This window comes from Pedobacter africanus (assembly GCF_900176535.1).
GTDB classification, from domain to species: Bacteria; Bacteroidota; Bacteroidia; order Sphingobacteriales; family Sphingobacteriaceae; genus Pedobacter; species Pedobacter africanus.
In genome coordinates this window covers 281,217-295,443 of sequence record NZ_FWXT01000004.1, presented here as the reverse complement: position 1 = coordinate 295,443, position 14,227 = coordinate 281,217, and the positions used below count along the sequence as shown (strand labels likewise).

10 protein-coding genes are annotated in these 14,227 nt (G+C 42.1%); 1 reads left to right on the top strand and 9 read right to left on the bottom strand.

Translation table 11 applies throughout. The features are described from left to right. The first annotated feature begins 42 nt into the window (after positions 1 to 42). On the top strand, positions 43 to 366 hold the full coding sequence (locus B9A91_RS21010; protein WP_084241032.1) for a DUF3276 family protein: 324 nt from the start codon (positions 43 to 45) through the stop codon (positions 364 to 366). A 67-nt stretch (positions 367 to 433) separates the two neighbouring features. Here B9A91_RS21010 and B9A91_RS21005 read toward each other — a convergent pair whose 3' ends face one another. From B9A91_RS21005 to B9A91_RS20965, 9 genes are all read right to left on the bottom strand, one after another. Then, positions 434 to 1,555 carry an acyltransferase family protein gene (locus tag B9A91_RS21005; protein ID WP_084241031.1) on the bottom strand — a complete coding sequence of 374 codons (1,122 nt, stop codon included), beginning with the start codon at positions 1,553 to 1,555 and terminating at the stop codon, positions 434 to 436. Positions 1,556 to 1,842: 287 nt separating this feature from the next. After that, positions 1,843 to 3,039, bottom strand: a complete 1,197-nt coding sequence (locus B9A91_RS21000; RefSeq protein ID WP_159451757.1) for a thioredoxin family protein — start codon at positions 3,037 to 3,039, stop codon at positions 1,843 to 1,845. 22 nt (positions 3,040 to 3,061) lie between these two features. Next, complete coding sequence (locus tag B9A91_RS20995) at positions 3,062 to 4,840, bottom strand: CE1 family esterase (protein ID WP_084241029.1); 1,779 nt, start codon at positions 4,838 to 4,840, stop codon at positions 3,062 to 3,064. Between the two features lie 22 nt (positions 4,841 to 4,862). Next, on the bottom strand, positions 4,863 to 6,524 hold the full coding sequence (locus B9A91_RS20990) for a PKD-like family lipoprotein (RefSeq protein ID WP_084241028.1): 1,662 nt from the start codon (positions 6,522 to 6,524) through the stop codon (positions 4,863 to 4,865). A 23-nt stretch (positions 6,525 to 6,547) separates the two neighbouring features. After that, positions 6,548 to 7,315, bottom strand: coding sequence for a DUF4843 domain-containing protein (locus tag B9A91_RS20985; protein WP_084241027.1), 768 nt, complete (start codon positions 7,313 to 7,315; stop codon positions 6,548 to 6,550). 9 nt (positions 7,316 to 7,324) lie between these two features. After that, a complete protein-coding gene (locus B9A91_RS20980; RefSeq protein WP_159451756.1) occupies positions 7,325 to 8,734 on the bottom strand; it encodes a RagB/SusD family nutrient uptake outer membrane protein in 1,410 nt (469 codons plus the stop codon). Between the two features lie 10 nt (positions 8,735 to 8,744). Then, entirely contained in the window at positions 8,745 to 12,146 is a 3,402-nt protein-coding gene (locus B9A91_RS20975) for a SusC/RagA family TonB-linked outer membrane protein (RefSeq protein WP_084241025.1), read from the bottom strand. 171 nt (positions 12,147 to 12,317) lie between these two features. Further along, on the bottom strand, positions 12,318 to 13,523 hold the full coding sequence (locus tag B9A91_RS20970) for a FecR family protein (RefSeq protein WP_084241023.1): 1,206 nt from the start codon (positions 13,521 to 13,523) through the stop codon (positions 12,318 to 12,320). Between the two features lie 67 nt (positions 13,524 to 13,590). Further along, on the bottom strand, positions 13,591 to 14,193 hold the full coding sequence (locus tag B9A91_RS20965) for an RNA polymerase sigma factor (RefSeq protein ID WP_084241021.1): 603 nt from the start codon (positions 14,191 to 14,193) through the stop codon (positions 13,591 to 13,593). Positions 14,194 to 14,227: the final 34 nt, after the last annotated feature.

The following is a 14,227-nucleotide window of genomic DNA, read 5'->3' as shown; positions in this document are numbered from 1 at the left end:
AGTTTATATTTACCCGAACCAAAACCAAGATCAATACCAACCATGGGAGAATTTGACAACAAAGAGAGAGAAGAGGTTTTTTCTAAGAAAGTAAGGGCAGGTAAGAGAACTTATTTTTTCGATGTAAAAGCAACCAGATCAGGAGATTACTACCTAACCTTAACCGAAAGCAAGAAAAGACTGGAGGACGGTGTTTTTGTAAAGCATAAGATCTTTTTATACAAAGAAGATTTTGAGAAGTTTACTGAGGGATTAAATGAGACTGTTGAGTACATTAAAAACCATCAGGATGTGGTAGAAAAGCGCTACGAGTATTCTGAGAACCACGAAGGAGTTAAAAGTCAGACAGACGATTATTCTTTCTAGAAAATATATTTACAACAAAAAAGCCCTTTCAGGTATTCTGAAAGGGCTTTTTTGTTGTTTCATCTATCTAGACGCGTATGTATATTTTTCTTTTATCCAGCATATATCCTATCAACCAGCACACCAGCATAAAGCAAATTGCAAAGAGCAATGAACCCAGTGGACCGGGAGCAATAACCTGAAAGAAATTGTTGTTTACCCAGCTCCTGAAGTCTGAACCGGGAACCAGGACATAAATAATACTGAGCAACAATTCCGACAAAAGATAAATAAACAAGGGATTTTTCCCAAAAACAGTAAAAAAGCCGGTCCACCTGGTAGAAGCCGAGATTTCTATGCTATAAATAAGCGCCCCAATAATGAGCAGGTCCAATCCACAGGTCAGCAACACAAAGGTGCTTGTCCAAAGTTTTTTATTGATGGGAAACACAGGGTTTAAACATAGGGAAATTACGATCAACACCCCACCTGCAAGCATTAGTTTAGCAACAGTTTCATACCCCTTTCCCCTTTCCTGTATAAATTTCCCGGCATAATAGCCGATGATTACATTTACGCAGGCTGGAATGGTACTTAAAATTCCTTCAGGATCGAAAGCTATGCCTTCACCATGATACAGATGCTTATCGCCAAGCAGGAACAGGTCCAGCTGCTGTCCGGCGTTAGCGGTCATGCTAAAAGGATCAGCCGAATCACCAAATACGAGCAAGGCAACCCAATAGCCTATCAAAAATAACATACTGATGAGTATTACATAACGGGTGCTCAGGTAATGGATTAAAAGTGAGGCTATTCCGTAGCAAATTGCAATGCGCTGCAAAACACCAAAAATCCTTGTATTTGCAATTGGTAAGAAGCTGATACCACCATTTTCATTTTGGCTAAAAAACGGGAACCAATACATCAGGTAACCAAGTAAAAAGATGAGCAGCACGCGTTTAAATATATTCATCAGGACTGCGGGGTTCTCCATCTGCGCAAATTTCCTCATAGAGAAGCTCATGGCATTCCCTACGGCAAACAAAAAAGAAGGGAATACAAGATCTGTTGGTGTAAAGCCATGCCATGCCGCGTGTTCGAGCATGGCAAAAGGTTTTGCACCGCTTCCGGGTGTGTTCACGATGATCATGAAACACACGGTCATTCCCCTGAATACGTCAAGGGATAAAAAACGTTGCGACTGGTTCATTTAGCTGTTATGTTAGGTTAGGTTAATTGTATCCTAGGTTTTGTTTTAAAACAGCCGAACCGTTGGCCTGACTTAATCGATCTGGCATTGCGGAATCGGGTACAGATCGTGTCTACCTTTAACAAACCTGCATTTTCTTACATTCGGGTAAACTTTCACTGAGCACTAAAATAAGCATTTAATTCCTGTTCTGCTATCCCCATCTTACAAAGATCATTCAACCTAAAATGAACCTGTCATATAGCAAGAGATAGGTTCATTTTAGGTGTATTTTAGAAACTGGATGATTATAGTGCCTCCACTTTATCCAGCAGTTCCTGGGCAAGTTTTTGGATTTTAGAAGTCTCGGCATCGGCCAGTGCACGTGATTTTTTTGCCGCTGTCAAAGCTTCCGGTTTCTTTTTCATGCCCAGACATACCCAGGCAAAAGTAGACTGGATACTGTATTCTTCCGGTTCAAGCTCAACAGCTCTTTTTGCCATCAGATAAGCCTGTTGCATAATTGCCGGCGAAACCTGCTCATTCGGGTTTTTCCCTCCCGACGCCCTTCTGGCCAGGAAGCTCAGTTTTTCTGCTTCGTCCTTTAGCTCATTTGTTAAAGCAGAGCTGGTTAACTTTACATAGTCATCCGTTCTTCCGGCACCCAGGTAATAATCGGCCTCCAGCATTACGCCTTGTCTTCTGCGGTCAATTTTATCCGATTTCTTGAAATAGGCCAGCTTGTCCATAAAAGCCTGCTCATTGCTGCCCCGCATTAAACCGTAAATGGTGTAAGTAACCAAACGGTCTTTCAGCTGATCACGTTCTTCGGCTGTACTCCATTTGTTGTAAGCATTTTCATTCGCCATAAAATGGGCCCCTAACTTATCGTTTTCATTTCTTGCTAAAGTCCTGATCACTTTCCAACCCAGCTCGGTATTTAATTCGGCTGCAGAGATCGCGCTAACGATATCCCTGCCTATCTTATCAGCATTTGATCTGTCCGATTTATTTAATACCAGGTAATAATCCAACAAAAATGGCAGATCACGTACCCCCTCTTCATATTTTTTATTTAGGTAAGAAAGGTTCTTCTTCGGGTCAGCAGCCTTTTTCCCTTCCTCCAGAAACTCTTCAATAGGCATCCTTGATCCGGTTCTGTGTACAACTTCTCCATTACCGTTGATAAACAAAAAGGTAGGGAATGATTGCACGCTGTACTTTTTACGCAACGCTATCCCTTCGCCTTTTTCCATATCAATTTTGGCATTGATAAAATTTTTGTTGTAGAATGCTGCAACCTTTGCATCTGTAAATGCATTCTGGTCCATCCATTTACATGGCCCGCACCAATCCGTATAACAATCTACAAATATCAGTTTGCCTGTTTTTGCAGCGGCTTCGATGGTTTCTTTCCAGTTGCCGGTTTGGTTAAATTTGATTCCTTCCTGTGCATTTACTTTAAATGCAATAAGGATCAATAGCAATAAACTTAATTTTCTCATATGTAATACCATTTTTTTGTCCTTAGGGTTTAGTTACTTTTTTAACTGGTCTTGTCGAAATAAAAGCCGTGTCATCCGATCGCTCTGCCACTACATAATAGCCATGAAAACTCGGATTGGTATGGTAATCGTAGGTATAAAACTTTTTACCACTTTGGCTTACTACAGTGGAAGACATATGGTAGGAACTGGCTGAATTTGCTGTTTCCAACACGGTACCGTATTTAGCTAAAGCTGCATTCACAATTGCCAGGTTTGCATCCGCCAGCTTCAATTCATCTACAGCTGGCAAATACCAGCCCGTGGTTGTGCCCGCGCTTGCTTTATACTCGTAGGCATACATAAATGCACTGGTAGCTGCTGTAAGCCCCAGATTGAGCGTTTTATTCCGTGCTACCAAAGCAAGGGTATTTCCATAACCATCATTATAATCAGGCGTAAAGAAAGTAGTACCAACAGGGCCGAATTTCCTGGTCACATTTTCCAAAGCAATGATTTTTGCTTCTTTAATGTTGGCTGGGTTTACCCAGAACACAATACCAGTTGGCTGATAGGCAGCATCGTAAACCACATCTCCTACTTCATAATAGGTTTTAGGTGCACTCAGCGTATAAGGAAGGGTAATTTCAGCAGAAGTACCGTTTCGTTCTACTTTTAATTTAATATTCCCTTTTCTGTTGATGGTGGTGGATCCGAAAAAATCATTGGGTGCTTTTACAGTGAGGATTTTATTACTATAGGTCACTGTCCAATCTGAAGGTGCGGAGACCACGCTTACCGTAGCGCCTTCAGTATGCCGGATCTCCGAACTAAAAGTCTGGCCTTCCTGGGCATCAAATCTTTTGAGCTGCGATGATAAATACAAACCTGTTGAAACCCTATTTTTGGGATGGCTGTTCATAAACTCCCACATCAAAGGCATGATATAAAACCAATTTACACCATGTCCCTCATCTACGATGGAATAGAATTCAATATCGGTTTTGCCGCCTCCCCATTTTGTGGTCAGATAGGATTTATAGTTATCGATCTTTAAGGTATCACTGTTCATCGCGTCCGAAACGAAATACCCGCCAATGGTATTCGCCCAGGCTTTTATATTTTCCAAAGCTGCAGAATATACAACCGTAGCATCTGTGACGCCATTAAAAGCCCTGATCGGTACTGCTCTGGACGGAACATCTGAAGCAGACAACTTCATCTGTCCGGAAACCGGCACTGCGGCTGCAAATACTTCAGAACGCATAGAAGCCAGGACAAAGGAAAAGATAGCCCCGCTGGAATGGCCACAGGTATAGATCCTGTTTACGTCGGCTACAGGTGTATGTGTTTTGAAATAATCGACCATGGCATCTACAAACGGTAAATGATAAGCTGAATTCTGCCAGTTCACAGCCGAACCTGTATCCTCTCCTGCCGGGAAGACAACGATACAGTTTTCTTTGATCGCCAGTTGCGAAAGCGGATGATTCATTGAGATGCCTTGCAAAGGGTCTACCCCTGCATTATAGCTCCCATGAAAGTTAAAAATCAAAGAAATAGGTTTCGATTTATTGATAGAAACAGGCATAAAATACGTAAACCTTCTATCTGATTCTAGGCCATTAGTGGTAAGTTTTAACTTGATCTGGTGCAGCCCGGGCAATAATATGCCTTCGGTCTCTCCAGGTTGTTCCCCTTCAACTTCATAACCATCTATCTTTACCTCTTTCTTCTCTTGTACAAGGTAGCTGCTCTTGTCCTCTACGCAGGAAGCGAGGAAAAGAAGCGACAGCAATAGCATTGAAAAATATATTTTCATAACTTTCTATCTTTATTTTTAATTAAATATTGTCCAGTTCTATCACTCCGCCATTGGCTTTACCATCTCTCCAATGGGTTTGATATTTGATTTTAACATCAACAGGTATTCCGGATACGCCCACATACTTTTCCTTTAATGTCAATCCCAGCCCTGCTTTGTCCAAACTAAACACCAGCACATCTCCTTTATTCTCCTGGCCATTGCCGTTGGTATCTGTCCCATATCGGGAAACGCCAAGAATTAAACTTTTTTCAGTCCTGGAAACGGTCATACTGGTAATTACCGCATCAGCAGAATAGCCCAAGGACGTTAAAGACAGTACGGCATGACTTTCATTAGGCACGCTATTGGAAGTGATATCCAGTATATTGTATTTGTACAATTTATTCCCGGATGTAAAAAACAGATAGGGAGAAGTTTTCAGGTTGTAGAATTTGCTCTTATCGCTGGCCACTCCGCCAGCGACTTCACCGCTAAGTGAATACTTATTCCCTACTTTACCCAATAGTAAAAAACGAAGTGCATTAGCCGAAGTCTTTAATACTGCAAAAGAAGTTCCGGACTGACTGGTAGCGGATCCATAAACCAATTCATGCCCCGGAAAAGCTTTTACATCTGTGGTTGGGATATTATAGCTGGTGCCGTAACTGGAATAGGCAAAGCGGCCAAACACCCTGTCAAACACTATAAAATTACCTAAAGTATAACCATGTTGGAAAAGGGTTCCGTTGGGGGTAGGAAGCATGGTATCATAATAACCAAAAGCAGAAAAATAACCCGTCTGCCCGTACACGCTTTTACGGTTGTAAGCAAAGGAGCTGCTGAATGGAGGGGGTGCTAAAGTAGCGAAGTAAAGTGCACCACCTGAGATCAGCTGAAATTCGACATTTTGGTGAAAGTTACTTCCATAAGGATTGTTTCTCCAAAGCGCAATGCCCTGGGCCATAAATTCAGGCTTGTAGCCTTCAATATTAGGAGGCGGATAGGATGCTGTTCCTGTAAAGGCGGTACCTTCCAGGTACGGGACAACATTACGTTCCAGGCTGCCCTTATCAATCAGGGCTATTTTATTATCTGCCAAAACCATCACCCGTCCGTACCTGTTCGCAAAAGGCTCAATTGCAGCCAGCGCGGTACCTGTTGGCTCCACCATCAACATATCCAGTCGCTCAGGATTTATACCCAGAGGACTTCCGAACCGGGATTCATAGTAATTGATGGCCCAATTGGCTGTTTTATCCAAACGAAGATAGGACAGTTCGGCCTTTCCATTGGACTTACTCAATACCATAATCAGGTTCCCGGCGGTAGACGAGGAAACATTCAGGTCAAATCTGAAATACTTTTTAACCTTTGTTACTTTATCTTCCACAATAAATCGGGAAATCTTATTACCAGGTACCATATCTACCCGGATCTTCAAATTTAAACTGGTGGAAACGATCGTATTACTAATATCCCAGCTATAATTGAACTTGCTGGTATCACTGTATATTGTACCGGTAACTTTAGGCTCGATTTTTAAGCTATCGTCCATATCGCGTGCGTAATTCTTATCGATTCCTTCAATTGTGACTTCATTTATATCCCGATAATCCGCCTGGTCAGTTCCCAGATCTTTGGAACAAGCGCTCAGGAAAAATACGGCAAGAACCAGTAGTATTATATTGCATCTTTTCATTACTTGATCTTTTAAATTAACAATTATGGTTTGGGAACTATTCTGTCGATGTATATCCGGCCCCCGGTTTCATCATCAAAGGTGGGAACAACGCTCAGGTAACTGGCCAATCCCTGAAAATAGGACCTGCCCTGGTTATTGTAATCAAATTCGCACTTCTGCGGATCAGAGAATTTCTGATTGAAAGAAATCAGGATTTTCCATTTCTTAGGATGGTAAAACTGGAGGGTACTGCGGCCTGGATCTTTCCACCAAATGGGTTCAGACAAATAATTATTAATGTATAGTTTAGTTCTTAAACCATCTTTCATACCCAGATTAAAATCTGCTGTAGGAACCATTTCCAACATCAAACGTTTATCTTCCGGGTTCGAAAAACTACTGCTCAGGGCCTTTCTTTTCACCACTATCTTCAAGGTATCTTTCATTCTGCCCGCTCTAAAAATCTGTGTGGCCGAAATAGGTTCATAATGTAAACCTTCTACCGCTGTGGTAGAATCTGCAACAATCCGCACCTGATAGTTGCGATCCAGGTTGGAAACATTGCCTAAAAACTCAACAACAATTCTTGCAGTATCACGCTCAACAGTTTCATCTTTCATACCAAAGGAATAGGTAATTCTGTCAGAATAGGTTCGTCTGGTTACTTTATCACTTCCCGTGACCTCATTAAAGTATTTAAACTGAATCCTGGCTTTTTCATCATAAAAATTATCAATATCCTGGTTACAGGAAGTGAGTATTACCAGGAACACCAACATTGATTTTAACTTAAATATATCTTTCATCATACCTTTATTTTAATTACGGTTACCAGTTTCAATCTCTTTTAATGGCATCGGGAAGACAAAAATCTTATCACTTGGAGGTACCATGCCAACAATTCCACTGCTGGTCTGGATTCCCAGATTTAGTCGTTTATAAGCATACCATAATTGTCCTTCGCCTAAAAACTCTCTTTTAACCTCCTGCATGATGTAATCCATGGTCAGGTAAGTCCAGTGAGAATTGTTCCGGATCCTGTGGTCCCTCAATGTATTGATATAGGTTTGTGCGGCCTGATCATCTTTTCCTAAATAACATTCCGCCAGAATTAAGTACATTTCAGAGAGTTTAATCATCGGCATCTTTGGAAAGAATTTATCTTTGTTAGCTACATTGTATTTTACAAAGCTCCCGTTCACCGTAGAGAACCACTTGATGTAGCGGATATCATCATTATTGCCTTCATATGTTGTTGAAATGTTTACAAAAGGTAAATAAGCAAATCGGGTAGAGTTTCCGATTACCTCCGGATAGTGCAGACCAATCGTATAATCAGAAAGGTTTTTATTTCTTAGCGAAAAAATATGTTCGTCTGAAAAGAGCATATCAATTTCCGTTTCGGGTTTATCTGCATTTGCAAAATCCAACAGCCTGAATCGCTGAGCATCAATTACTTCTTTCGCATATTTAATGGCGCTTGTTTTATCGCCACGCATCAAAGCCACACGGGCCAACAAAGCTTTAACCCCATACAGGTTCATTCGCGCAACATACTTGTCGGCCATGTTTTTATTCACCATTTCGTAGGGCTTTACCAATGTAATGGGGTCTTTAGCCAGTAATGTTTCGGCTTCTTTGAGGTCGTCAACTACCAGCTGAACATTTTCTTCCACGGTATACACCGGGGGAAGTGATACACCAAACTGCAGGTTGTAGGGTATACCCGAAGCTTTGGGCGATTTTTTTACGTCCGGACAAAACATGCGGATTAAATCGAAATGCAGGTAAGCACGCAAAGCATAAGCCTCACCTAAAACCTGATTTTTAGTTGGTGCATCAAGAACCTTATTGTCACTTCCAGCCCACTTGATAATATTATTGGCACCACTTATGGCTGCATACAATCCCCTCCAGATGGCCAAAATCCGGCCTTGAGATCCGGAGTCTTCGTAATCGTATTTCTTCAATTTTTCGTAATCAGCAGCTATACCATCGTAATTATAGTACTGAGCCAACACATCAATATCTTCCATGGTCAGCTTCTGCCCATACAGCGCCGGAGATGCCATTGTGCTATAAACACCGGCCAGCGCTTCCTGATAACCCTGAGGGGTACCAAAAAGCTTCTCTTCGGTCACTTTATCTGCCAGATCTACATCCAGCCACTTGTTGCAGGAGCTGAACAGGAAAACCAAGCATATCATCATAAAAATCTTTATTTTCATATCCATATTTTTAAAAGGTCAAATTAAGTCCAACAGTAAATGTCTGCGCATATGGAAAGCTTGTACCTCTTTCCATTTTTACGGTCGAAAATCTAAACAGGTCACTGGTAGACAACATGATCCTGGCCCGCTCCAGCTTCAGGTGCTCTAAACTTCCTTTAGGCAGATCGTATGACAAAGACAAGGTCTGAAGTCTGATGAAATCATTTTTCTGAACCAGACGCGTAGTTTGATAGGGCGGTGTGGTGTCGTCAATTTTCTTGAACAACACATTATCTCCCGGCTGTTTCCATCTATCGTATAAAACACGCCTATCGGCATTAAACCGCGGGTCTGAACCCTCAACTTTCTGTGCCAATGTAGAGTTGTAAATCTTGGCACCGTATTCATAAGCGAAAATAAAATACAAATTAAGCCCTTTGTAAAGGAGGTTGGATTGGAAGGTTCCCATCCATGTAGGGTTCATATCACCTACAATGATCTTGTCCTTCGGGTCGTATACAAAGGTCAGGTCTCCATTTAGTTTTCTGTAAATTTCATAACCCGTCATCGGATCAATACCCAATGACTCGACTACCATCAGGGCACTTTGCGATCTGCCTGCCTGATAAGAGCGCAAGGGTTTAGGTCCTGTCACGTTATCTTTTGAATTTGCTTCCTCATTCATAGCTTCCAATGCGTTGGAAAGCTTTTTAATTTTGTTCGTATTCGTTGCTGCACCTAAAGTAAAATTCCAGTTTAAAGCGTTATTCTGACCGCGAAGTACATTGAACCGCAAACGCATGTCCATCCCTTTATTCTCCATTGAACCCAGGTTCTCGGTATAGCTGGAGAATCCTGTAGACGGAGCCACATCAATAGGCAACAATAGATTCTGGGTTTGCTTAATGTAGGCATCAATATTCCAGACCAGGAAATTGTTAAACATCGCCAGATCGGCGCCTATATTATTCTGGATGGTATTTTGCCACTTCAGGGCCGGATTACCATAGCCCAGCAATTGCGCACCATAATACCCGTTGTATTCGTACTCCGAATTATAACTGTATTTGGTGATCGCCTGATCGGCAGAGAAATTAACCGAACCTGTACTTCCCGTGGAGGCCCTTAATTTTAAAGTTACGTCACTCTTCCACCAGCCTTCCCTATCCACGTTCCAGGCAGCGCCGACCGACCAGAAGGGGGCAAAACGTGATTCTTTACCAAAACGGCTGGAACCATCGGTACGGAAGGAAAGATCCAGGTAATAACGGCTATCATAGCCAATATTGGCGTTAGCAAAAACACCGATCATTCTGGATTTATCAAAATAGCCTGTAGGTTTTGAATTTTCTTTAAATTGCTGTGCGTACTGGATAAAATTCATATTATCACTCAAAAATCCGGTAGCCGTATAACCTTCACCGATCCCGGAAGTAGTGACTACGTTTGCGCCTAAGCCAATATTGGTCGACACTTTCTCCCAAAACACATTATTGTAGGCTCCTGTAACAGTTCCATCAAAATTCAAATCATCACGATCAGAAATGGTGTAACTGCCTCTTTTATTCGTTTCTGTATCCCTGTCAAATGCGGAAGAAAGCGGTGAAAGGTATTGTTCATTTTTACTTATCTTTTTGCTTAGAGAAGCTCTGCCTGTTACTCTAAAATGAGAATTGATGCGCCAATCTACATTAAAGTTATCCTGGATCTCAGTATAACGATTGTAGTCGGTATTGGGCAAGGCAGCATTGACCATTGGGTTAACTGCGTTATTGAATTCGTAGGAACGAATAAACATCCCGGTTTCACGGTCATAAATCCGTTCAACCGGATTTTGACGGGCATAGGTAGAAAATGAACCATAAGGAGAATTGACACCTTTTACACCATTAACGGTCAAATCATTTCTGATCAGGAAATCAGGTTTCACATAATAGTTAAGGCTTACATTGATTCCGTAACGATCACGACCGGAGCCCTTCATTACCCCTCTATCTTTATCGTAGTTTAAATTTACGCCATACCGGATGCTTCTGTCTCCACCCTCGACAAAAGCAGTGTAACGCTGGTTAATACTTGTAGTCACAGGTTTTGATAACCAATAGGTATTGACTCCACGGGCTACCTCGGCCAAACGATCACTATAATCCATATCTAATTTTATCTGTTCCTCACGGCTATTGGTACGGCTTGTAAATAGGCCTGCCAGGCGCTCATACTCCAATTTTTCGCTGGAATTCATCAGATTATAATCCCGAAGATCCGGTATAGAAAAGGTGGTATTGGAGTTGAAAGAAATCCGGACATCTCCTACCTTAGGTGGAATGGTCGTGATCAAAATTACACCGTTGGCACCGCGGGACCCGTATAATGAGGTGGCAGAGGCATCTCTCAGGATCACGAAAGATTCAATACGGTTCATATCCAGGTCATAGATCCGGGTTGCCGATACTTCAATGCCATCTAACAGGTATAATGGCGCGTTGGGGTTACTTCTTGAATCGTCGGCACTCGACCTCAGGTCAAAACCATTTTCACCACGGACCGTAATCTCGGGTACGCGGTTTGGGTCAGAGCCAAATTCTAAATTCGGTGCCATTCTGATTGAAGGATCAAATGCATTAAGAGCCTGCATAAGGTTCAGAGATCCTACCTTTCTCAATTCGTCACCCTGCACTACCACCTGAGAGCCCGTGACACTTTGTTTTGTTCGCTTGAAATAACCTGTGACCACTACATCATTTAAGCCAGCAGCTTTAGGCTGTAGCGTAATCAACATATTCCTTTTCGGTAAAACCTCCTGTTTTTCGTAACCGATATAACTTACCTCGAGTATACGTGTGGAGTCGGGAATACTCAATTCAAACGTCCCTTTCTCAGCTGTTTTGGTTCCGATTTTTGTCTGTTTAACCTGAACCGTGGCACCAACCAAAGGTTCTCCCTTCTCGTTGATTACCCGGCCCTTTACCACAAAAGGTGCAGTTTTATCTGCAAACAAATGCGGTACCGCATCATACAAAGGGCTGAGCAAAACTGTCTTGTCAACAATTGAAAATTTTAGTGATTGTCCGTTCAGGCATTCGGTAATGGCTTCGCCCAAGGGAACGTTTTTAAGGTTTAACCCAATCCTTACATCAGGGTTGAGCAGTTTGGGATTGTACAAAAAACCATAGCCGGTCTGTTCTCCCATTTCCTGGAATACCTGCTTAAGGGTCATGTTTTTCCCTTTAATGGTAACACGCTGAGAAAATGAGCTGGCATTTACGTGTAAAAAAGCAACGAGTATAAAAATAGAAGTGAGTTTCATTATCAATATCGTTCTATTGAAACGCTTATAAGGCGTCTCTTTTCCAGATGTCAGTCCACCAGGGGGCTGGTCTTGCAAAAAACCTTGCTTGCACAGGGCCTTGCAATACTTAATAAGTTGCATACTTTTGTATTGGTTGAGGTTTAGAGTAAAAAAAGATATTAACGTGTCGTTTTTTTTGGTGAGCCTCAACTATTTAACGGGTTCCGATGGCGATCGGGATCCGTTTTTTATGGCTCACAGCAGTTTAGTCTAGGTTTTAATCATAATCGGTTCTTTTTTAGGTTTTAAAGTTTAGTTGGTTTGTTTATAAGGGATTACGGTTACTGTTTTTCCATTAATTATAAAATCTACCTGCTCAGTTCCCTTAAGTAGTTTAAGTGTTTTTTTAGCATCATCCCCCCTGGAGAACCATCCCGATAAGGCAACGTCAGTGAAGTCTCCTTTATAGCTTACCTCGACATCATACCATCTGGCTACCTCCTGCATCACTTCCCTGATGCCGGTTTCTTCGAACCTGAACATGCCGTCTTTCCAGGCTACAGCAGCATTAACATCAACATTTTTAGCCACTGAGATGGTATTGTCACTGGTATTTAAAGCTGCCGCTTCGCCTGGTACCAGTAAACAACCCGCCTGACCTTTGGTTACTTTAACAGCACCTTCAAGCAGGGTAGTTTTAACCAAACTATTTTCATGGTAGGCATTGATGTTAAAATGTGTACCCAGTACCGTTACTTCCTGTCCGCGTGCAGTGACCACAAAAGGCTGGGCAGTGTTTTTTACAATTTCGAAATATCCTTCCCCATTTAATTCTACCCTCCGTTCCTTTCCAGAAAAACGTGTTGGAAAGCGCAGTGAGGAGGCTGCATTAAGCCAGATCGCTGATCCATCCGGCAGAATAATTTTATACTGTCCACCACGAGGGGTAACCAGTGTATTTAAAGCTATTGCTACATTTGCCTGATCTGCTTTCGCCTCATATACCAGCTTCCCATCGGCAGTCTTGGTTACCACTACGCCGTTCCTGTTGTTAATTTTTCCATTTGCAACCTGCTCCAGATTAATCACAGTACCATCTGCCAGGGTAAGCATGGCTTTGTCTGCACCAGACTTAAATTTTACATGGCTGGTCGTAGGTGCTGTTTCAATAGCTGGTTGCTGATAAAAATAAAATATGACAGTACAAGCTGCGATAAGCAATACTGCGGCAGCAGCTGCCCAGCGAAAATAAAATTGCCTTAAAACTGACTGGCGCCTTTGAGGGGCAGCCCTTTTTGCAAGGATCTGCTGAAAGCCAGCATCCAGTCTGCGTTTACTTTCCTCATCCATAGGCGCTTCATGCTGGTCTTCCAGTACCGGACTGATGAATGCCCCCAGTAACTCGTCCTGTTCCTTAGACGCAGCCAGATCATCCAGAAGCTGCTTCATCTCCTCAGGACTGCAACTTTGGCTTAGGTATTTTTGAAATAAAATATGGAGCTGCTCTGTATTTTTCAAAAGTTCTTTTTATTGTATTACGCCTGAAAAAGGAAATCATACTACTGCCCGGAAAAAAAAATAAAAATTAATTTATGCCACGGGTAAGCAGGATGGAAAGAATAATCACTAGTGCATCCTTTGAAGACAACATTGCCGTTTTTACACTTTTTACGGCTTTAACCAATTGATTGCCTACCGTAGCCGAAGAAATGCCTAATATTGATGCGGCCTCTTCATAGCTCTTACCTTCCATCTTGCAAAGATTAAAGATCTTTTGCTGCTGGGGAGGCAATGCCTGAATGGCCTTGTCCAAAATCGCTGCAGTCTCTTTATGAAAAAAGACTTCGTCCACATGGTTGTGCAGTTCTGTTCCTACGGCAATGAGATGGTTCTGCAGACTTGTTTCCCGGGCCGCCTTCCGGAAGAAGTCGATAGCCAGGTTTTTGGCAATGCTGAAAAGGTAACTTCCGATGCTCTTGTCTACATCAATCGCTGAACGGTTGTTCCATAACTTTACATAAAGGTCCTGCAAAAGGTCCATTGCCATATCCTCAGACTTTACCAATCGTAAAAGATTGTTATAAAGCCTGTTGCTATGCAAATGATAGATTTCTTCAAACGCATGGTCATCACCCTGTTTCAGTAGAATCAGCAATTGCTTTTCGTCCGGTAAAGTTGTTGAACTCATGTGAAAGCCAGTAGCGGGTCCAGCAAATGTATAA